Source organism: Nonomuraea sp. B5E05 (genome assembly GCF_039880665.1).
Classification (GTDB): domain Bacteria; phylum Actinomycetota; class Actinomycetes; order Streptosporangiales; family Streptosporangiaceae; genus Nonomuraea.
The window spans coordinates 223,973-244,458 of the sequence record NZ_JBDPMJ010000012.1 but is presented as its reverse complement, the minus strand read 5'-3'; the positions used below and the strand labels follow the sequence as shown (position 1 = coordinate 244,458).

The 20,486-nt window shown below is 72.0% G+C and carries 14 protein-coding genes; 11 read left to right on the top strand and 3 right to left on the bottom strand.

Annotated features, from left to right (window positions below; translation table 11 throughout):
• Positions 1-483: a nitroreductase family deazaflavin-dependent oxidoreductase gene (locus ABGB01_RS23820; RefSeq protein WP_347775752.1), complete on the top strand. Its 483-nt coding sequence runs from the start codon at positions 1-3 to the stop codon at positions 481-483.
• A 121-nt stretch (positions 484-604) separates the two neighbouring features.
• On the opposite strand, the gene ABGB01_RS23815 is transcribed toward ABGB01_RS23820, so the two are convergent.
• A complete protein-coding gene (locus ABGB01_RS23815) occupies positions 605-3,814 on the bottom strand; it encodes a BTAD domain-containing putative transcriptional regulator (RefSeq protein WP_347775751.1) in 3,210 nt (1,069 codons plus the stop codon).
• A 151-nt stretch (positions 3,815-3,965) separates the two neighbouring features.
• Here ABGB01_RS23815 and ABGB01_RS23810 point away from each other — a divergent pair, with 151 nt between their 5' ends.
• Together ABGB01_RS23810 and ABGB01_RS23805 are read left to right on the top strand one after the other, a co-directional pair.
• A complete protein-coding gene (locus ABGB01_RS23810; RefSeq protein WP_347775750.1) occupies positions 3,966-4,394 on the top strand; it encodes a DUF4267 domain-containing protein in 429 nt (142 codons plus the stop codon).
• A gap of 61 nt (positions 4,395-4,455) precedes the next feature.
• A complete protein-coding gene (locus ABGB01_RS23805; RefSeq protein WP_347775749.1) occupies positions 4,456-5,766 on the top strand; it encodes an FAD-binding protein in 1,311 nt (436 codons plus the stop codon).
• A 132-nt stretch (positions 5,767-5,898) separates the two neighbouring features.
• Here the strand turns inward: ABGB01_RS23805 and ABGB01_RS23800 are convergent, their stop codons facing one another.
• On the bottom strand, positions 5,899-6,858 hold the full coding sequence (locus ABGB01_RS23800) for a DUF5996 family protein (protein WP_347775748.1): 960 nt from the start codon (positions 6,856-6,858) through the stop codon (positions 5,899-5,901).
• 509 nt (positions 6,859-7,367) lie between these two features.
• Here ABGB01_RS23800 and ABGB01_RS23795 point away from each other — a divergent pair.
• Both ABGB01_RS23795 and ABGB01_RS23790 read left to right on the top strand, forming a co-directional pair.
• Positions 7,368-7,589 (top strand): hypothetical protein, encoded by a 222-nt coding sequence (locus tag ABGB01_RS23795; protein WP_347775747.1) that lies wholly within the window; start codon positions 7,368-7,370, stop codon positions 7,587-7,589.
• A complete protein-coding gene (locus tag ABGB01_RS23790; protein ID WP_347775746.1) occupies positions 7,582-8,046 on the top strand; it encodes a MarR family transcriptional regulator in 465 nt (154 codons plus the stop codon). The genes ABGB01_RS23795 and ABGB01_RS23790 overlap by 8 nt, the downstream gene beginning before the upstream one ends.
• Before the next feature lie 317 nt (positions 8,047-8,363).
• Here ABGB01_RS23790 and ABGB01_RS23785 read toward each other — a convergent pair whose 3' ends face one another.
• On the bottom strand, positions 8,364-10,217 hold the full coding sequence (locus tag ABGB01_RS23785) for a PHB depolymerase family esterase (protein WP_347775745.1): 1,854 nt from the start codon (positions 10,215-10,217) through the stop codon (positions 8,364-8,366).
• Positions 10,218-10,464: 247 nt separating this feature from the next.
• Here ABGB01_RS23785 and ABGB01_RS23780 point away from each other — a divergent pair, with 247 nt between their 5' ends.
• From ABGB01_RS23780 to ABGB01_RS23755, 6 genes are all read left to right on the top strand, one after another.
• A complete protein-coding gene (locus ABGB01_RS23780) occupies positions 10,465-10,983 on the top strand; it encodes a MarR family transcriptional regulator (RefSeq protein ID WP_347775744.1) in 519 nt (172 codons plus the stop codon).
• A gap of 144 nt (positions 10,984-11,127) precedes the next feature.
• Complete coding sequence (locus tag ABGB01_RS23775) at positions 11,128-12,060, top strand: ABC transporter ATP-binding protein (protein WP_347775743.1); 933 nt, start codon at positions 11,128-11,130, stop codon at positions 12,058-12,060.
• 20 nt (positions 12,061-12,080) lie between these two features.
• Entirely contained in the window at positions 12,081-12,803 is a 723-nt protein-coding gene (locus ABGB01_RS23770; RefSeq protein WP_347775742.1) for an ABC transporter ATP-binding protein, read from the top strand.
• Positions 12,804-12,812: 9 nt separating this feature from the next.
• Positions 12,813-15,983: an FtsX-like permease family protein gene (locus tag ABGB01_RS23765; protein ID WP_347775741.1), complete on the top strand. Its 3,171-nt coding sequence runs from the start codon at positions 12,813-12,815 to the stop codon at positions 15,981-15,983.
• Positions 15,980-18,091 carry an FtsX-like permease family protein gene (locus ABGB01_RS23760; RefSeq protein ID WP_347775740.1) on the top strand — a complete coding sequence of 704 codons (2,112 nt, stop codon included), beginning with the start codon at positions 15,980-15,982 and terminating at the stop codon, positions 18,089-18,091. The genes ABGB01_RS23765 and ABGB01_RS23760 overlap by 4 nt, the downstream gene beginning before the upstream one ends.
• A 215-nt stretch (positions 18,092-18,306) precedes the next feature.
• The gene (locus ABGB01_RS23755) at positions 18,307-20,484 is read left to right on the top strand and encodes a hypothetical protein (protein WP_347775739.1); all 2,178 of its coding nucleotides are present in this window, start codon (positions 18,307-18,309) and stop codon (positions 20,482-20,484) included.
• Positions 20,485-20,486: the final 2 nt, after the last annotated feature.

Below are 20,486 nucleotides of genomic sequence, written 5' to 3'. Positions count from 1 at the left end.
ATGGAGATCGTCAAGAGGCCGGCACCGCCGACCGGGCTGCGCCGCAAACTGTGGCGCCTGCCCATCCCGCTCTACCGGCTGGGCCTGGGCGCCCTGCTGGGCCGCCGTATCATGCTGCTCACTCACACCGGCAGGGTTTCCGGCCTGCCCCGCCAGGCCGTCATCGAGGTCGTCGAGCACGACGAGCGCGGCTACGTGGCCGCCTCCGGATTCGGCGTCAAGGCCGACTGGTATCGCAACGTCATGGCCTCCCCCGAGGTGACCATCCAGGTCGGCGGCCACGTGCACCACGTGATGGCCGTCCCTCTACCCGCCGGGGCGGGACCTGACATCATGGCCCGCTACGCGTCCCGGCACCCGGCCGCCGCCCGGCGGTTGTGCAAGCTCATGGGCTACGCCGTCGACGAGAGCCAGGAGGACTACCGCGAAGTGGGGAAGCACATCCCGTTCGTCAGGTTCGTCCCGCGCCGGGACCGGCGATGACCGGGCGTGCCCGGCGACGGGTGCCGCGTCGACCTCGTCCAGATCGGCGCGCGGCTGGGCGACGCGAGCCGGCGCAGGAACGGTGTGACAGGCACTACACGTTCTGTGTCACAGATGTGCGCTAGATGGTCGTTCGCGACCGGGCTTCTGCGGCCCAGTGGGGTGCGTTCCACCGGTCGGCGATGGTGGCGGCCTGTCTGAAGTGGGCGGCGGCCTCGTCGGTGCGGCCGAGGAGGACGGCCAGCTCGCCGAGGATGTGGTCGACCGGGCGCAGCGCCATCGACAGGCTGGTGGCGCCCGCCGGAGGGCCGTTGCGGTGCGGAAGCAGCGTCGCGTAGATCTCCTCGGCGACATCGCGGTCGTTCAGGGCGACGACGGCCATGGCGCGCAACGCGGTGAAGAAGGTGAAGAAGAAGTCGGGGCGGATCGGGCTGGACGACGCGCGGACCTCGCGGGCTTCGGCGTCCAGACCGTTGGCGTGAAGAGCGAGCGCGAGCAGGTCGGAGGTCGTGGAACCCAAGGTCGCGTGGAGGGCGCGAACATCGTCCAGGTGCGCACCGAGTGTGCCGTCGTTCAGCCGGATCGCGGCCAGGGCGAGTTGGAGAAAGCCCTCGGCGTGCACCGATCCGGCGCGCCGCATGCCCTCGTCGGCCTTGACGTAGAGGAGCTCGGCGTCGGCAGATCGGCCTTCGATGAGCGCCAGGGACGCCAGCGTGATCTCGGTGGCGGCGATCGCCTCCCGCATTCGGTAGGCGCGCGCGAGTTCCAGGGCCTCGATGGTCACGTGGCGCATGGTCACCGGGTCGTTGGCGGCGGCGGCGACGGCAGCATGGTTGAGCAGCCCGGTGACGCGATAGACCGGCAGGTCGTGCTCGATGCCGATCTCCACGAGCTCCCGGCAGAGGTCGGCGTCGCCGTGGACTTCGGACAGGATCTGGAGTGCCGCGGCCCGCAGCCGGGGTCCGGTGGCGAGGTCGAGTGCCTCCTGCGCCGCCTCCAGAACGGTCGGGTCGTCCTCGCCGACCAGTTCGTTGGCGTACGCCGTCAGGAGCCGGGACCGCACCGAAGGGGGCAGGTCACGCTTCAGCAGGCGGTTCAGGCGGTCGACGATGGGCCGGTCCACCGTGCCGTACGTACGGGCCTGCCAGGCGGTCGGCTCTGTCCATGCCGTGAATGCGGCGATCATCAGGTCGTCGCGGCCCAGGGACTCTGCGTACTCCACGGCTTCACGGCGTGTCTCGCGGGCGGCTCGGACGGCTCCCGCCCGGATCTGCGCGCGTAGCAGCCTGCCGAGCAATTCGACGCGTTCGTCGGGTCCGGTCGAGTTGGTGATGGCGTCGGTGAGGAGGTCGGCCGCCACGTCGTGGGCGTAGCGGGCCTCGGCGAGCTCGGCGGCCTGGACGCAGTAGCCGACGGCCTTCGGTGAGCCGGCGCGCGCGTAGTGGTGGGCCAGCGCGGCGATGTCGTCGGTGTCTTCAAGGGCGGCGGCGATCCTGGCGTGCATCCGGGTGGCACGCAATCTGCTGAGGTCGGCGATGAGCGTGTCCCTGACGAGGGCGTGGACGAAGCGGACGCGTCCGGGGGCGGGCTCGTCGAGGAGCCCGGCGATGACGCCCGCGTCGAGGGCGTCCATCACGCCGTCCTCGTCGGTGTCGGCGGCCTTGATGAGGATGTCCACCGCGCTTTCTCGACCTGCGACCGCGGCCAGCCGGAGGATGGACACGCCTCCTTCGGGCAGGCGCGCGAGCCGTCGGCGCAGGACGTCCCGTACGCCTTCTGGGACCTCGGAGAGGGCGACCAGCGCGCCTTCGCCGTTCAGCAGCCGGGCGCTTTCGCGCACGTAGAACGGGTTGCCGCCGGTGCGTTCGGCGATCCCTGCGATGGTTTCCTCGTCGGCTTCGCATTCGGTCCGTACGAGCTGCGCGACGGCCTCCTCACTGAGGCCCGGCAGCGCCAGGCGGAGGGGCGTGGCGCGAGCGAGGGAGGCCAGCGTTTCGGTGAGGTGCCCGCTCTCGTCCGCGCGGTACGCGGCGACGACCAGGATCGGGGCCCGTATGCCGAGGCCGCCGCCGAGCAGTTCCAGTGTGGCGGCGTCCGCCCAGTGCAGGTCGTCCAGCATGACGGCGACCGGGCGTTTCGTGGCGACCGCCGCGAGCCGTTTCCATACGGCTTGGCGCAGGCGGAACCGTCCCGCGGTGGCGTCGGCGTTCACCGGCCCGGTGCCGGTGAGTAGCGGCGCGAGGTCGTCGGCGAGCTCGCCCGGGGACATAGTCGCGGCGACGGCGCTCAGCGCCTCGGTCCAGGCCCACGCGGGTGGCGCGCTGTCGACGTCGGGGCAGTGGCCGGCGGCGACCAGCCACCCGTCACGTTCGAGCCGCCTGCCGAGGTGTTCCAGCAGCGTCGACTTGCCGAGCCCGGCCTCGCCGGTGACAAGGGCGATGCGGGCGCCGTCGGTGGCGGCCTCGGCGGCGGCCGTGACCAGTGCCGACAGTTGTGCCTCGCGTCCGATGAACGGCGCCTCGGTGATCGGAGCCGGCCGCGGTGCTCTTGGCGGTGGCGGGGGTACGGTCGCGCGCAGGACGTCCGTGCGCCGGGTGAGGATGGCCTCCTCCAACGCCGTCAGGTCCGGGCCGGGGTCGAGCCCGAGCTCCTCGGCGAGGATGCCGCGGGCGCGGCGGAGCGTGGCCAGCGCGTCGGCTTGGCGGCCGCTGCTCCACAGTGCCAGGGCGTGCAACCGCCACCCTTCCTCACGGAGGGGCTCGTCACGGGTGAGCCGTTCGGCCTCGGGAACGACCGCGGCGGGGTCGCCGTTTCGCAGCCCCGCCGCGACGTGCAGTTCGGTGGCGGCCAGACGCAACTCGTCCAGCCGGGCGATCTCGGCGGCGGCCCACGGTTCGTCGGCGACCTCGGCGAACGCCGGTCCCTGCCACAGTCCCATCGCCTCGGAGAGCCGGGCCTGGGCGACGCGCGGGTCGGCTTCCGTACGGGCTTGGTCGAGCAGGTCCTCGAACCGCCAAGCGTCCACCGACTCCGGGGGCAGCCGCAGCGCGTAGCCGGGCGACGCGCTGACCAGCAGCCGGGCCGGCGTGCGCGGCGGACGTCCGGGCTCCAGCAGCCGGCGCAGGTTGGACACGTACGCCTGCAGGGACATCAGCGCTCGCGCGGGCGGCTCCCCGCGCCACAGGTCCTCGATCATCCGGTCGACGGGCACGACGTGCCCGCGCGCCGCCACCAGCAACGCCAGCACGCCCCGTTGCCGCGGCCCGCCCAGGGGAACGGGCTCGCCGCCGACCTCGGCCGCGAAAGAGCCCAGCACCCGGATGAAGACCATGATCCGCGCATTTTACGTGGACGTTCCATATCAACTCCAAATCTCCTCCAAACACCCAGGAGCAGCCTGGAACACGTCGCAACCGATGAAGGGCAGGAGCAGATGAACGTCGCTGAGCCCTGCCCGGTCTGACCGTCAAAGGAGAACAACCGTGTCGCTGAAGAAGCTCAACACCGTCATGGCCACCGCCGTCGTCCTGTTCACTCTCTACCTCGGGTTGTCCTTCCTCCTGCCCCTCGAGCCGTCCTTCCCGGGTCTGCCGAACTGGCCCTCCGGCGACAGCGGCTTTCCTGCCGTGAAGGGCAGCCGCGAAATCGCGATGGGCCTGGCCATGGGCATCCTGCTGGTGACGGGCCACCGCCGCGCATTGGGCTGGGTCCTGCTGATGGTGGCCGTCGCCCCGTTCGGCGACATGGTCAACGTTCTGGCCCACCATGGCTCTACGGCCGCCGCGTTCGGCATCCACGGCCTGACCTCGGCACTGATCGCGGTCACGGGCCTGCTGATCCTCCGCGAGGCCGGCGAGGCCCGCAAGGCCCGGGAGGCCGCCGCCCCTGCGCCCGCCGCACAGCCCGCCTGACATGCCGCAGTGCGGCACGGTATTCCTCCGCATTCTCTGACAACTCGAAAGGGAGACGACGATGACGATCAACGATTTGCGTGGTGTCCTCAAGGGGCGCGTGCTCCTGGCCGGTGACGACGGCTTCGAACAGGCGGCCACCGCGTGGAATCTGACCGTCAGGCAGCCGGTGGCGGCCGTGGTGGAGGCCGCGGATGCCGACGACGTGGCGGCGCTCGTACGTTACGCACGGACGGCGGGTATGACGGTGACCGCGCAGCCGAGCGGCCACGGCGCCTCCGGTGACGTGGAAGGCCTGATCCTGCTGCGTACCGGCCTGCTGAACGAGGTGGAGATACGCGCGCAGGAGCGCGTGGCCCGGGTGGGCGCGGGCGTGAAGTGGGGGCAGGTGCTCGCGGCGGCCGGCCCGCTGGGTCTGACCGGTCTGTCCGGCAGCGCGCCGGGGGTCAGCGTGACCGGCTACACCCTGGGCGGCGGGGTCGGCTGGTTCAGCCGCAAGCACGGCTTCGCCTCCGACAGCGTGCGGGCCATCGACATCGTGGACGCCGACGGCGAGCCGGGCCGGGTGACCGCCGAGTCCGATCCCGAGCTGTTCTGGGCGCTGCGCGGCGGTGGCGGGGACTTCGCGATGGTGACCGCTCTCGAACTCGACCTGTTTCCCGTGCCGGTCCTGTACGGCGGGCGCGTGATCTGGCCGGAGCACCGGACCAGGGAGGTGTACGACGCGTTCCTGGAGATCACCGCCGAGGCGCCGCGTGAACTCAGTGTCTGGATCAACCGGCTCCAGCCCCCCGGCGCGCCGCCGATGGTCACGCTGGACGTGGCCTACCTGGGTGAGGCCGCTCAGGGGCAGGACCTGCTGGCGCGCATCGACAAGATCGGGGGCGCGATCTCCGACAGCCGCGGCGTCGTCCCGGTCGCCGACCTGGGTGACATCACGGCCGAGCCCACCGATCCGGCCCCCTCCATCACTCGTGCGGAGCTGCTCACCGGCCTGGACGCGGACGCGGTGGAGCTCCTGCTGGCCAAGCCGGTCGAACCGCTCATCAACCTGCAGATCAGGCACCTGGGTGGGGCGCTCGCCGAGCCGGGCGGCGGGGCCGGTGCGAGCGGGGCGGTGGCTGAGCCGTACCTGCTCGGCCTGCTGGGTCTCGGTTCGCCGCACGCGGCCGATGCGACGCGCGCCAAGCAGGCCGAGGTCGTGGCCGATCTGGGGGCCTACATCAGCGGCCGCAAGCCGTACACCCTGCTGTCCCCCGGTGACACGGCGTCGAAGTCCTTCTCCGGCAGCGCGCTCGCGCGGCTGCGGGCGATCAAGCGGGCTCGTGACCCGCACAACGTGTTCCGCGCGAACTACCCGGTACTCGAATGAAGCGCTCCCCGCAGGTCACGGCCCAGTGCGGCGCCGCACCCCCGGCGGGAGCCCGACGGCAGGGATGACGCGCCTGCGGCAGGATGGTGGGTCAGCACGCGGTCCTTGGTGAGGGCCGGCAGGTCGGCCCGGTCAGGCATCGGCGTTTCTTCGAGGCGCGGGGGTTCCGTGCCACCGGAAGGGGTCGTCTTCCAGTGCGGAGCGGTCCCAGCGTCCGTGGTCCGCGGCGGCCTCGTAGGTGGTGTGGAGGAACTCGGCGACCGCGCGGTCGGGGTCGGGCGCGGCGCGGGCGGCCTCGTAGGGCAGCAGGAACTGCTGGAACTCAGTGCTGAAGTACGCCCCTTCGGGGCCGACCGGTTGATCGGCGAACCCGTCGGGTTCGGGGTAGGCGTAGGAGTAGAAAGCGCCTTCTTCTCCACCGCCGGGCCAGAATCCGCAGCTGGACAGTTCCCGGGAGTAGCCTTCGACCATGACCCAGTCCCCGCAGTTGGGCACTCCGCCCGGATGCGGCGGAGCCGACCGCCCGGAGAAGCGGGTGCAGGCGAGATCCATACCTCCCCAGAAGAAGTGCACCGGACTGACCTTGCCGACGAAGTGCGACCGGAACTCGCCGATCACGCGGTTCGCCTGCAGCAGCTGTCGCCAGAACAGGGCGGCCGCCTCGCCGTCGTAGGAGGCGTGGGTGTGGTCCTCGGCGAAGGGGATCGCCGGCTCGACCTCGTTGGGGTGCGGCCGGATCGGGGCCTCGATCCCGAGTTGGTCGAGCATGTCCAGGATCCGGGTGTAGAACTCGGCGACCGGCATCGGCCGGAGCGGGAGGCTCCGCACGCCGCCGTTGCTGCTGCGGACCTCGAGCTGGTGACCGACGAAGTCGAACTCGATCTCGAAGGCCCCCGTGCGGTACGGGATGGCCGACGTCGTCAACCCGCGCGGGCTGACGTACAGGGTCACCTGCCACCAGTGGTTGAGCAGCGGAGCGTGGGCCATGCGGATCTTGCCCACGATCTGGGTCCACATGTGCAGGGTCTCGCGGGTGGGGGTCCAGTCCGAGACTCGTAGGCTCGGCCAGGTCGTTGTCGTGGGGCTGGTCATCGGTTCTCACATCCTTGGCGGCGCCGGGAGGGGGTGGTGGTCGTGGTGGTCATGTTCTGCGGGCGGCTCCTCCGTGGTCGCTCTGATGTCGGTTCTCGGTTCCGGCCCGGCCGGAACCGACGCGCCGTTTTGTTGATGTGTCTACATCTATGCGATTTCCGATGACGTGTCAACATCGCTGGTAGGCTCTAGGCATGTTGCGTCCTGGAAGCTGGACGAAGCCGGCGGGCGGGAGTCCCGTCCGGGTGGTCGCCGGAGAGCCCGGTAGCAGGCCCCGGTTGGTCGTCGAGAGGCGGCGGGCTGAGCGGTGTGTCGAGAGCTTCTTCGGAGGGAGCAAGCACGCGGGCCGTAATGTCATCAGGTGCGAGTCCTGCGGCCTCGTCAGAGTTACGGCGGAGGAGCCGAGCTGCTCATGTCACGGTGAAGGCCAGGTCCGGCGGGTGGGCGTTCCGGAGATGCGCCTGTCGGGCCCTTCCGGGGTACGGGGAGCGGCTCGTGTGCATGGATCGGTGCTCAAGCTGATCCGCCAGTGGCTGCAGGCGGGTGCGATGGTGGACGGGGTGCTGGAGCGGACGGTCGATGGGCCCTCGCAGGGCGGGGTGATCTCCCCGCTGTATGTCCAGAAGATCATCGGTAAGCCGTATGCGGGAAAACCGCACGTAGGGATGGAAAGGGGGATGGGGAAACCGGGCCGCGCAGCGGTACCGGCGCCCCTGACTGCCAATGGGTGAGGCGCGCTGGCTCGACGAGCGGGAGGCGCGCGTGTGGCGCGGGATGATCGGCGTGCTGCAGCGGCTGACCGCGGTGCTGGAGCGCCAGTTGGTCCAGGATGCGGGGCTGTCCGGGGCGGAGTACACCCTGTTGGTGCCGCTGTCGGAGGCTCCGGGCGGGGTGTTGCGGGCGCGTGACCTCGGCCGGATGGTCGGCTGGGAGCGCAGCCGGATCTCCCACCAGGTCACCCGGATGGAGAAGCGCGGCCTGGTCGCCCGTGAGGAGTGCAGCGAGGACGCGCGCGGGTCGATGGTCCGGCTCACCGACGCAGGCCGTAAGGCCATCGTCGCCGCCGCTCCCGCACACGTCGCCGCCGTCCGGCGGCACTTCATCGGCGCGCTCACCGACGCCGAACTCGATGTCATCGGACCCGCGCTCGAACGGGTCCTCGACCGGCTCCCCGACGACGACGGATGACACCTCCTCCTCAGGCGGGCTCTGCCGCGCAGGCCGGCTCGCGCACCGGGCGTTTCCCCGTGGTCAGGAACGTCGTCACCGCGGTGTCCGCGCACGTGTTCTTGCCGAGCCGATCGCCGTCATGCCGTTCGGCGTGCGCGACGGAGCGCAGGAGAACGCACTACCTCCATGACCAGCCCGGATGAATATTCGGCACTCGCACCTGCCACAGCACGGTGGCGGTACGCAGCCGGTTCTCCCGCCGGCGCGGATCCCTTGATCACGGCCCGGTCCCACCTGTCAATGACGGGGCCGTGATCAGGGAAGCGCGCTGGTGGTCAGGCGCAGGTGTAGCCGGACGGCAGGGCGGTGTCGCCGTTGGGCCTGCTCGCCTGGAAGCCGAAGCTGGCGGTGCCGGCTCCCGGCGCGAGCGTGCCGTTGTGGCTGACACTTCTGACCGTGACGGTCTGGCCGCTGGTGGTGATGGTGGCGTTCCACGAGCCGGTCAGGGTGTGCCCGGCCGGCAGGGTGAAGGTGACGGTCCAGCTGGTGATCGTCGAGGTGCTGGTGTTGGTGATGGTCAGCGGCTGGATCACGTACCCGTTCCCCCACTGGGACTGCACGGTCGCGGTGGCCGAGCAGGCACCGGTCGTGCCTCCCTGGGTGGTGATCTGGACGGTGTCGGAGGCCGGTGAGGCGTTGCCGGCGGCATCGCGGGCCCGGACCTGGTAGCGGTAGGTGGTGTTCGCGGTCAGGCCCGTGTCGGTGAACGAGGTCGTGGCCGAGGTGCCGACCTGGGTGAACGTGCCGCCTGACGCGCCGGGAGCGCGCAGGATGTCATAGCCGGTCACCCCGGTGTCGTCCGTGGAGGCCGTCCAGGTCAGGCTGGTGCCGGTTGTGGTGGTGCCCGAGGCGGTGAGCCCGGCCGGGGCGGTCGGCGGCGTGGTGTCGCCTCCGGTGGCGGCCGTGGTGAAGGTGGCCGGCGCGGAGTTGCCCGACAGGTTGCCCGCGCCGTCACGCGCCCGTACGTACACCTGGTATTGGGTGTTGGCGCTCAGCCCGGTCAGGGTGATCGAGGTGGTGGTGGACTGGCCGAACTGCGGGTCGGTGGCGCCTTGCTCACGGTAGATGTTGTAGCCGGCCAAGCCGGAGCCGCCCTGGTCGGTGGACGCGGTCCAGGTCAGCGTGGCACTGGCGGCGGTCACGTCGGACGCGACAGGGGTGCCTGGCGTGGTCGGCGGCGTGGTGTCGGCCGGACTCGTGGTCAGGCCGAAGAACTCGATGGCGTAGCGGGCCATGCCGCTCTGCGGGAGAGCGTGCCCGGCGCCCTGGATGCTGTACGCCTCCACCTGCACGGTGCCGGACTGATTGGCGTACCGGCTGCGGTTCCAGTTCGCCTGCGGGGTGTCGGTGCTGGTCGGGGTCTGGCTCAGCCCGAACACGTTCGTCCACTGCTCGATCGACTCGCGCAGCAGCGAGTAGGGCACGAGGGTGTCGGCGGTGCCGTGCCACAGCTGCATGCGCGGGCGAGTGCCGGAGAATCCCGGGTACGCCTGGCGGACCGCGTCGCCCCACTGCTGGGGTGTCCGGTCCATGCTCCCGCCGGTGCACCTGCTGCTTCCTGGCGGATAGTCGGAGGCGCCGGCGAAGCAGTTGAAGGGCACGCCCATGAAGGAGGCCCCGGCTTTGAACACGTCCGGATGGACGGCGAGCATGTGCTGGGTCATCATGCCGCCGGACGAGCTTCCGGTGGCGTAGACCCGGTTCGGGTCTCCCTGGTAGGTCCGCTCGACATAGTCGATCATCGAGAGGATCGAGACCGGATCGCTGCCGCCGCCGCGCCGCTTGGCCGCGTCCGACCAGGTGTCGAAGCAGTTGCCGAACCCCGCCGACTGGGTGGCCGTCGGGTAGATGACGATGAAGCCGTAGCGGTCCGCCAGCGAGGCGAACTCACTGCCCTGGTAGAAGCCGGGACCGGAGCCGCCGCAGCCATGCATGGCGACCACGATCGCCGGCGAGGACGGGTGCGAGTCCGGCACATAGACGTGCATCCGCATGTTGCCCGGGTTGTTGCCGAAGCCGGTCACCTCCACCAGGGTGGCGGCGACGGCCGGCGATCCGAGTACCACGGTCATGACGGCGAAGAGCGCCGCGGCGCAGGCACCAGCCAGCACCGTGGTCAATCGTCTCATTCCCGTTCCTCCTCTCCGATGTCCGCGGCGCGCCACGGATCGGTCCGCCGCGTATTGACGTCGATCGCTGGAAAATAAAAGGGCCCGCGATCCACCGTCAATGCAGGCTTGGTACGCATGCCCGCCAGGTCACCTGGCAGAAAGCCGTTTCCCCTGGTTATCAAGTAACTTGTTATCAAGGTCCTTGATACCGATGCGAGAAACTTACATCGAGGCCCGTTCTGACGGCGCGCGATATCGTCTCCTGGTGACCGATCCGGGTGTCCCCGCGGCCGCTGCGCCGGACGCGCCGCCGCCTCATGTGAGTTACCTGGTGTTCCGGCTGGAACGCCGCATCCGCGCCTGCCTGGATGAAGCGCTCGCCCGGCACGGCATGACGACCACCGGATACATGGCGCTCAGCGAGCTGCGCCTGCGCGACGCCCCGTCCTCGGCCGACCTGGCCCGCATCGCCTTCGTCACCCCGCAGGCGATGAACCTGGTCATCCGCGATCTCGAACAACGCGGCCTGATCCGCCGCGACCCGCATCCCCGTGGCGGCCGCGCTCTGCGCACCCGCCTTACCCCTGAAGGCCTGAGCACCCTCCGGCGATGCGACCGCTCCCTCGACGACATCGAAGCCGTCATGCTCGCCGAGATCGACGACCTGGACCGCACGACACTCGCGGAAATGCTCACGCTGTGCGCCCGAGCCCTCCACCCGGACACGCGGGCCCTGGCCCCGGTCCTTCGCTCGCAGAAGCCGCCACCGTCGCCCTGGCCATAGTGTGGTCCGTGGCCGGCATGCGGCCCGGCCCTCGCCCCCGCGCGGGGACCGCGCCGATCACCCGTGTGAAAGGGCCTTGGGTCCGATTTACGAGGACGATAGAGTCTGGCCCTGAAGCAGATCCGTGCGGGGTTGAGGAGGGGGATGTCCTTCACGCCCTTGTCCCTGCCGCAGCCTCCCGCGAAGGCGCCGGAGTTCGGACGAGACGCGCTGATCGTGTGCGAGAGCCTGGTGCGGATCTACCAGTCCGGGTCGGTCGAGGTGCAGGCACTGCAGGGGCTGGACCTGGTCGTGGACAGCGGGGAGATGGTGGCCGTCGTCGGAGCGTCCGGGTCGGGGAAGTCGACGTTGTTGTCCATCCTGGCCGGGGTCGACGCTCCCACCGCCGGGCGGGTGCGGGTCGATCAGTGGAATCTGCTGGACATGTCGCGGGCCGATCGTGTCCGGTATCGGCGGCACACCGTGGGACTCGTACGCCAGCAGACGGCCGCCAACCTCATCCCGTACCTGACCGCGCGGCAGATGGTCGACCTGCCGATGACAGCGGCCCGCACTCCCGGCCGGGTACGCCGCAAGCGTGCCGCCGAGTTACTGGACCTGCTCGGCGTCGCCGAGTGCGCCGAGCGGCGGCCCGCGCAGCTGTCCGGCGGCCAGCAGATGCGGGTGGCCATCGCGGCGGCCCTCGCCAACGAGCCCAGGGTGCTGCTGGCCGACGAGCCGACCGGGGAACTGGACAGCGCCACGTCGGCCGCGGTGTTCGGGCTGTTACGGGAGGTCAACCAGCGGCTGGGCGTCACCGTCGTCATCGTGACCCACGATCCCGCGGTCAGCGGGCAGGTGGAGCGGACGGTGGCGATTCGCGACGGGCGCACGAGCAGCGAGGTGTTGCGGCGTACCGCCACCGGCGACGACGGCGCCCCGCAGGTGATCGCCGAGGAGTACGCGGTGATGGACCGGGCGGGGCGGATTCAGGTGCCGCGCGACTACCGGGAGGCGCTGGCGTTGACGCGACGGGTCCGGCTGGTGCTGGAGGCCGATCACGTCGCGATCCGTCCCGACGGCGGCGGGCCCGGATGAACGGCGGGCCCCTGGTCAGCGTGCGTGGCGTTCATCGCCGGTTCGGCAGCGGGGCGACCGCCGTGCACGCGTTGCGGGACGTCACGTTCGAGCTCGCGGCCGGCACCATGACCGCCCTCGTCGGGAGGTCCGGCTCCGGCAAGACCACGCTGCTCAACATCGTCGGCGGCCTGGACCGCCCGGACTCCGGTACGGTCCACGTCGACGCAACGGACGTCACCGCCCTCGACGAGGACGGCCTGTCCCTGCTACGGCGGGAGAAGGTCTCGTACGTCTTCCAGACCTTCGGCCTGATCCCGGTGTTGTCGGCCGCGGAGAACGTGGGCGCTCCGCTGCGGCTGGCCCGCGTACCGCAGGTGGAGCGTGAGCGGCGGGTCGCGCTGCTGCTGGACCTGGTCGGACTGGCCGCCCACGCCGAACAGCTTCCCGGTGAGCTGTCCGGCGGGCAGCAGCAGCGGGTGGCGATCGCCCGGGCGCTGGCCGCCTCGCCCCGGCTGCTGATCGCGGACGAGCCGACCGGGCAGCTGGACGCCGAGACCGGTCTGTCGGTGATGGCACTGCTGCGCGGGGTGGTGGAGTCGGAGGGGGTGACGGCGCTGGTCTCCACACATGATCCGACGATGCTCGCGCTGGCGGATCGGGTGATCCGCATCAACGACGGGCATCTCGACGAGCATCCCGGCAGGAGCCTGATGGGCGGCTCGACGGACGCTCCAACGGCCGGGGCGATTCTTGATCAGTAAGAGCTGTCCGTGCTGAGGCTGGTCGCCCGGCGAGCCCGTGCGCAATGGCCCATGCTGGCCGCCCTCCTGGCCGTCGCCGTGGTCGGCCCCACGCTGCTCGGCACCTGCGCCCTCCTGCTCACCCGTACCGCCGAGCAGGCGCTGGAGACCGCCGCCTCTCGCGCCACCCCCGACCAGACCGACGTCACCGCCTACACCGTCACCATTCGCGGCGAGCACGCGAGATCCGTCGCCGACGACACCCGCGCCGCGCTGACCTCGGCCCTCGCTCCGTTCGCGACGACGACGGCCGCGCGCGCGTCGTCCGTGATGCGGTCGCTCCCCGGCGCCGGTGTTGCGGCTGTGGCGTACCTGTCGGGGGTGGAGGATCTGCCGGCCCGCGCCCAACTGGCCGGCGGACGCCTGCCTCGGGCGGGTGCCGCGCCGGCGGAGTCCGTGGTCCTGGAGAGCACCGCGCGGCAACTCGGCCTGAGCGTCGGCAGCCGGGTCAGCCTCGGCAGAGAGCTGGCCGACGATCCCGACCAGGGGATCGAGGTGAGCGTGGTCGGGATCGTACGCCCGCTGCCGGGCACCGGCTGGGAGCGCGACCCCCTCGCCGCCACCGGCTACGACCTGGCCTACCGCGACGGCCGCTCCGCACAGCCGGTTCACGCGTACGGGCCGTTCATCGTCGACCTCGCCGACCTGCTCGGCGGCGGCTCCACCCTCGACCGGCTGGAGATCACCGCCCACCCCGACCTGTCCGCCCCCGACCGCCGCGACCTCGACACCGTCACCCAGGCCGTGCTCGGCGCCGACCGCCGGCTGGGGCAGACGCTCGGCGACCGGGTACGGATCCAGCGCGTCGCCTCCCGATTGCCCTCGACCCTGCTGGCCGCGCACGATCAGCAGGAGGTCACCACGGCCGCCGTGCTCGCCGTCGCCGCCATCGGCCTCGTCCTGACCGCGACCGCCCTCGCCCTCGCCGGCCGGCTCAGCGCCGGTGTGCGCAGCGACGAGACCGCCCTGCTGTCCGCGCTGGGCGTCGGCCGCGGTCAGCTCGCCGGCGCCGCGCTCGTCGAGGCCGGCGCGCTCGCCGTGCTCGCCACCGCGATCGCGATCCCGGCCTCGTCCGCCCTGCACGCCGGGCTGACCCGGCTGCCGCCCATGGCCGGGGCCGGGCTCGCCACGCCTTTCGGCGTGAACGCCGCACAGGTGTCGTCCGTCGCCGGCGGCGCGCTGGCGCTGGCGGCGGTGCTCGTCGTGCCCTCGCTGCGGACCTCCTCCGCGGGTGTGCGCGGGCGGCGGGAACTGCTCGCCCGATCCGGCGCCGACCTGCTGCTCGTGGCGCTCGCCGCCATCGGCTGGTGGCAGTTGCGCGACCAGCCGACCGGTTCAGGGTCTCCCATCGACACCGTACGGGTGCTCGCTCCCGCGCTGCTGCTCATCGCCGGATCGGCAGTGACGTTGCGCCTGGTGTGGCCCGCGTTGCGCGTTGTGGAACGGCTGGCCGTCCGGGCTCGCGGATTGATGGTGCCGCTGGCCGCGTTCGAAGCCGCCCGCAGGCCGCAGGCGGTCGCGGCGGGGCTGCTGATCGGGCTGGGCTGCGCGGCGGCCACGTACGGGATCGGGTTCGACGCCACGTGGCAGCGCTCCCAGCGGGACCAGGCCGATCTGTCCGTCGGCACCGATCTCGCGCTCACCCTCACCTCACCGCCCGCCGCCGGGCAGGGCCCGGTGGTCGGCGCGGCCAGCGGGGGAGAGGTGAGTCCCGCCACCGATCGGGGCATCGCGGTCGGGCAGTGGCTCGGCGGCGCCGGTGACCCGCCGCGGCTGATCGCCGTGGACACCACGCGCGCCGAGGCGCTGCTGCGCGGGCGGCTGAACGACGGTCGCACCTGGAACGCCGTCGGCGCCGCTCTCGCGCCGCCGACGCGCGCCGCCGGTGTTCCCGTCCCGGCCGGAGCCGCGCTCTCCCTGGCCGGGAACGCGACCGGTGCGACGCCGCTCACCGTGACGCCCCGGCTGCTGCTGCAGGATGCGACAGGGCTGCGTACTCCGTGCACCGGTGCGCCCATCCCGCTCGACGGAAAAGCACATCCGCTGCCGGGCTGCGCGACGGCCGAAGGGCTCCGGCTGGTCGCGGTGTCCCTGCCGTTCGCGATCGCGACGGGGAACGTGGGCACCGGCTATTCCGATGCCCTGGCGGAACCCCCGGCGGGCGACAGCCGCGTCGCCGTGACGCTCACCGTGGCGGGAACAGCCTCGGGGGCATCGCCCTGGACCGCCACCTCAGCCGGGCCGGCCCCCGGGCAGCTCGGCAACCCGGCCGTCGCCCTGACCGGCACCTCCGCGGGCGCCGAGCTGAGGATGACCACGACCGTCGCGCTGAAGGGCCCGCCGGACGCCGCCAGGACCCTGGTCGCCACCGCCTTCCCGGCTCCGGGGCCGATGCCCGTCGCCGTCTCCGCCCGCTTCGCCGATGAGGTGGGCGCCCGGCGCGGCTCCCGGCTCGACCTCACCGTCGGGCTCACCCCCTTACAGGTCAGCGTGGCCGAGGTGCTGCCGGCCGTGCCGTCCGCTCCGGGCGCCGCGGCCATCCTGGCCGACTTCGACGCCCTCTCCCGTGCCCTCGCCGTCAGCGGCGACTTCGACGTGCCCGTGGACGCGTGGTGGGTCGGCCATCCCGCCAGAGGCGATGTGGCCGATCTCCGCCTCGGCAGCGTCACCACGCGCGCGTCCGAGACCGCCCGGCTCACCGGCGGCCCGCTGCGGGCCGGGCTGCCGGCCGTGCTCCGGCTGCTCGTACCGGCCGCGGTGCTGCTGATGATCGCCGGGATCGTCCTGCACGTGACGTTCGACCTGCGGGCCCGCGCGGTCGAGATGGCGCGCCTGCGGGGTATCGGGATGACCCGGCGCGAGATCCGTACCGTGCTGCTCGGCCAGCACGTCGGCATCCTGCTGCCGCTGCTCGCGGCGGGCGCCGTCGTCGGCGCGCTGGCCACCCGCGTCGTCGCGCCGCTGCTCGTCCGCTCCGACACCGGCGCCGCTCCCGTTCCCGAGGTTCTGCCCGTCTGGCCGTGGGCCGCCGAGGCCGCCCTGCTCACCGGGCTGCTGGCCGGATGCGCGCTGGCGGTGAGCGCGGTGGTCGTCGTCCAGTCCCGGCTTGCCGACGCCGCGTATCTGCGGGTGGCGTCGTGAGGATCCCGGCGCCGCACTGGCCCAGCGTCGCCGGCCGCGCCCGCGCGGACGCCGGGCCGTTGCTCCTGGCCGCCGTCGTGGTGGCGGCCATCACGTTGCTCGCCGGCGCGGTACCGCCGCTCCTGTCCGCGACCGCCGACGCCGCCGTACGGGACGCGGTACGCAGGAACGGCGGCGACCTCCAGGTCCACAGCCGCATGGAAGTCGACGACGGGCCGAACGGCAGCCGCGTCCGGCACCCCCGCCTCGCCGAGGGCGTCGACGACTTCCGCGTCAGGGCGACGGACGAACTCGGCCCCGGCCTGCGCGCCGCCCTGCATCCGCCCGTCGCCACGGTCATCAGCCCCACCCTCAAGATCACCGATGGCAGCGTGCTGCGGACGTTCCAGCTCGCCTATGTGGCCCGCGACGGCGGGCCCGACGTGACCTGGATCGCGGGCGGCCCGCCCCGGCCCACCGCCTCCGCGACGGCGGCGGTTCCCTACGACGCGCCGCCGTGGCCGGTCCAGGTGGGCCTGTCGGAGGCGGACGCCGCCGCTCTCCAACTCCGTCCCGGCGCCCGCCTCCCGCTGGCGGACGACCAGGGGAATGTCAAGAAGGTCCAGGTCAGCGGCATCTTCCGGCCTCGGGACAGCCGCGATCCCGCCTGGCGGCTCCTCCCCTCGCTGCTGAGTCCCGTCGCCGGCGCGGGCGGCACGGGATTCACCCGGTTCGCCGGGCTGCTGTCCCGCGACTCGCTGCCCGACGCCCGGCTCGCCTTCGGACGGGACGAGTTGCGGCGTACCGTCTGGTTCACCCCCGACCCGGCCCGGCTCACCTGGGCCGTGGTCCCGTCGGTCGTCGCGAAGGTGGTCGCGCTCAAGGCGGCCTCCGGCTCCTCCGGCGCCCGGGACGGCTCGCTGAAGTGGGAGGCCCGGCTCGACGGGGTGTTGCGGACCGTGAGCTCCCAGGTCGACGCCGCGTCCGCGCAAGCGTCCGTCCTGCTCGTCGCCCTGCTCGCCGTCGCGGTCCTGGTCCTGCTGCTCGCCGCCGACCTGCTGGTGCACCGCCGCGCCCCCGCCCTGGCCGCCGCCCGGCAGAGAGGGATGTCGCTGCCGGTGACCGGCGGCGAGCTGCTGCTCGAATCCGCCGTGATGGCGCTGCTGGCCGCGGCGGCCGGGCTCGGCCTGGCCCGGGCCGTCGCGCCGGGGGTCTCCTGGGAGTGGATCGCGCCCGTGGTGGTCACCGCCGTCGCCGCCGGACCGGCGTTCGGGACGCTCACCGCCGCCCGCGCCACCCGGGATCGCCGTCTCCCGGCCAACCGGAGTGCGCGGCGGTGGGTGCGTAACACCGTACGACTGCGGCGGGCCGCTCTTGAGACCGGGGTGCTGGCGGCCGCCTCCGGCGCCATCGTCGCTCTGTACCAGCGTGGAATCGGTGGCGGGGTGCTGCCCGCGAGCGCGCCTGCCCTCTGCGCGCTCGCAGGCGCGCTCATGCTGGCGCGGGCGCTGCCCCTCGCGATGCGCTTCGTGCTCGAGCGGCTTCTGCGGTCGAGCCGGCCGCTGGCGGTGTTCGGGGCCGCGAGGGCGGCGGCGGCCTCGGCCCGGGTGCTACCGCTGCTGGTGCTCGTGACCTCCGTGACCTTGGCCTCGTACGCGCTCACCTTTGCTGCCGCTGTCGGCCACGGGACCGCGGATGGGCCGCTGGCCTCGGGACTGCTGCGGCTGGCGTGGGTCTCGGCTGTGACCCTGCCGGTTCTGGGCCTGCTGGGACTCGCTTTCGGCACGGCAGCCGGCGCGCCGGAGCGATGGCAGACCCTGACCCGGCTGCGCACCCTCGGGCTGCGGCCCCGGGAGGCTCGCTGGGTCGCCGCGGGAGAACTGCTGCCGCCGGTGGTGGTCGCCGCTGTGGGCGGTCCGCTGCTCGGGGTGGCGCTCGCCCGCCTGACGTTCGGCTCGCTCGCCCTGCGCCTGCTCACCGGCGCCGATCCGGCCCTGGCGTTGCCGTGGTGGGGGCTCGGCCTGGTGGCGGTCGTGTTCCTGGTGGCGGTCGCCGTCGTGGTGCCCGTCGAATCGGCGCTACGCCGCCGGCAACGGCTGAGCGAGGTCCTCCGCGCGGGCGGCAGCTGAGCCGGCCGATGCGCATACAGCAGGCGTAGCAGCACCACGAGCCCCGAGGACAGAACGCCAGGTCACATGCCAGGGAGCACTTTCGGCGCCGCACCGGCCGCGTTCCCCGCCAGTTGTTGACTTTTTACGGTCTGGCCCGTTATCTCCTTGTAGGCCGATATTGGCGCAGAAGAAGTAGTTCCGCTCATGACCGTAATTTCCCAGGAGTGCAACCCATGCGTGTCCTCTCCGTCCTGCTGTCCACTCTCTTAGCCGCCTCACCAGTCCAAGGAACCGTCACCGACTTCGGTGTCCAGTCGACCGCGCTCACCGTCTTCGAGGGGCACTTCGGCACCGGCCAGGACGGGCGACCGGCCGTTTTCAGCGTTCAGATGGGTACGCCAGGGGTCGTCGCCGAAGTCGATCCGGTGACCCGCGAGCTGAGGGACACCGTGGAGTTGCCCGGCTCGTCCGGCGGGTGGGGCATCACCCAGTCCGCCGACGGGACCGTCTATGCCGGGACCTACCCCAACGGCCACCTGTACTCCTTCAAGCCGGGACAGGAGCAGGCCACCGACCTGGGCCAGGTCGTGCCGGGGGAGTTGTACGCCTACGGGCTGCAGGTCGGCAAGGACGGCAAGGTCTACGGGGGGACGTATCCGGGGGCCAAGGCGTTCTCGTACACCCCGGGTGAAGGGTTCCGCGACCTCGGAGTGATGGTCGAGGGCCAGCAGTACACGCCGGACGTCGCGGTCGACACCGACCGGCAACTGCTGTGGGCGGCGGTCGGCTCGGCGGGGCATCTGATCCGGCTGGACCTGGCCACCGGGGAGAAGCGGGACATCTGGCCCGAGGCGCTGCGCGGCGACCCGAGCTATCCGTACGACCTGAACCTGGTGGCGGGCAAGCTGTTCGTCAAGCGCAGCAAGGGGCAGGCGCTCGTGCTCGATCCCGACTCGGGGGCGGTGCTGGCCGACGGGTTCGCGATGAACTCGCGCGGCACGACCAAGGTCGCCGAGGGCGGCTACGTCTACTTCACCTCGGGCGCCGAGCTGTGGCGCTACGACCTGGCCGCCGACCGGCCGGAAGCGGTGCCGGGGGTGGCCTCGGGCGGTGCAGGGGTGGGCTGGGGCTTCGTCGACGGCACGCTTTATGCCGCGATCGGCAACTACAACGGCGACGCGTTCTCCTACGATCCGCGCACCGGCGCGTCCCAGCGCTTCAAGCTGCCCTTCCCGTACCAGCCCATCGACATCAACAATGTCACTGCCGGGCCGGACGGCCGGATCTACACGAACCTCTACATCAACGGCAACGTCGCGGTCCTCGACCCGGCCACCGGCAAGGTGACCCAGCTCGGCCGGGCCGCGCAGACCGACGGGTGGTTCTGGAAGGACGGCAAGCTCTACCTGGGCACCTATCCCAACGGCGCGATCATGCACTACGACCCGGCCCAGCCGTTCGTCACGGGCACGAACCCGCGTGAGCTGTTCCGCCTGATCGGCGACGGCCAGAACCGGCCCGTGGCGTTCGCGGCCGCCGGGAGCAAGGTCTACATCGGCAGCACCCCCGACTACGGCCTCTGGGGCGGCGCGCTCACCGTCTATGACGAGGCTTCAGGCGAGCACACGGTACGGCGCGCCCCCGTCGCCGACCAGGGCGTCACCTCGCTGGCCGTACTCGGGAACACCCTGTGGGGCGGCACGTCGATCCATGGCGGCGGCGGCACCACGCCCAAGGCGACGGACGCCAAGGTGTTCACCTACGACCTGGCCTCGGGCGAGAAGCGATCGGAGCACACGCCGGTGCCCGGCGCGAAGTCGATCACCGCGCTGGTCAAGGGCTCCGACGGGCTGCTCTGGGGCCTCGCCGACGGCACGGTGTTCATCATGGACCCGGCCACGGCCCGCGTGGTCAAGCAGGTCAAGCTGCCCGCCGGATACACCGGCGTCTCGGACGAGCTGCACGTCAACCCCGACGAGCACGTCTACGCCTCCCTCGACGGGAAGGTGTTCCGCATCGACCCGCTGTCGAAGACGTTCACGACCGCCGTCGAGTCCGGCCTCTACCGGGGCGCGCAGGACGGCTCGGGCAACATCTGGTTCCGCAGCGGCACCAAGGACGCCCTCGGCTCCGTTCAGGGCGGCGCCCGCCTGCTCCGCTACACCCCTCCGGCGGACGCCTGCAAGGGCTCCGACCTGACCCCGATGGTCACCATCCAGGGCCGCGACACCGGGGTGGCCAACCGCTACCGCACCGACGGCTGCACGATCGAGGACCTCATCGAGGACGAGAAGTACACCGGGCCCCAGCTCATCGCCCACATCGCCAAGAAGTCCGCCGAACTGGTGGCCGCCCGCCTCATCACCAAGGAGGAAGCCGGCCGCATCGTCAGAGCCGCGGCCAAGCCCTGAAC

Bases quoted from the DNA above. Each gene is read 5' to 3' on its own strand.
- ABGB01_RS23820 (WP_347775752.1), top strand. From the start codon at position 1: ATGGAGATCGTCAAGAGGCCGGCACCGCCGACCGGGCTGCGCCGCAAA.
- ABGB01_RS23815 (WP_347775751.1), bottom strand. From the start codon at position 3,814: ATGGTCTTCATCCGGGTGCTGGGCTCTTTCGCGGCCGAGGTCGGCGGC.
- ABGB01_RS23805 (WP_347775749.1), top strand. From the start codon at position 4,456: ATGACGATCAACGATTTGCGTGGTGTCCTCAAGGGGCGCGTGCTCCTG.
- ABGB01_RS23800 (WP_347775748.1), bottom strand. From the start codon at position 6,858: ATGACCAGCCCCACGACAACGACCTGGCCGAGCCTACGAGTCTCGGAC.
- ABGB01_RS23790 (WP_347775746.1), top strand. From the start codon at position 7,582: ATGGGTGAGGCGCGCTGGCTCGACGAGCGGGAGGCGCGCGTGTGGCGC.
- ABGB01_RS23785 (WP_347775745.1), bottom strand. From the start codon at position 10,217: ATGAGACGATTGACCACGGTGCTGGCTGGTGCCTGCGCCGCGGCGCTC.
- ABGB01_RS23775 (WP_347775743.1), top strand. From the start codon at position 11,128: ATGTCCTTCACGCCCTTGTCCCTGCCGCAGCCTCCCGCGAAGGCGCCG.
- ABGB01_RS23755 (WP_347775739.1), top strand. From the start codon at position 18,307: ATGCGTGTCCTCTCCGTCCTGCTGTCCACTCTCTTAGCCGCCTCACCA.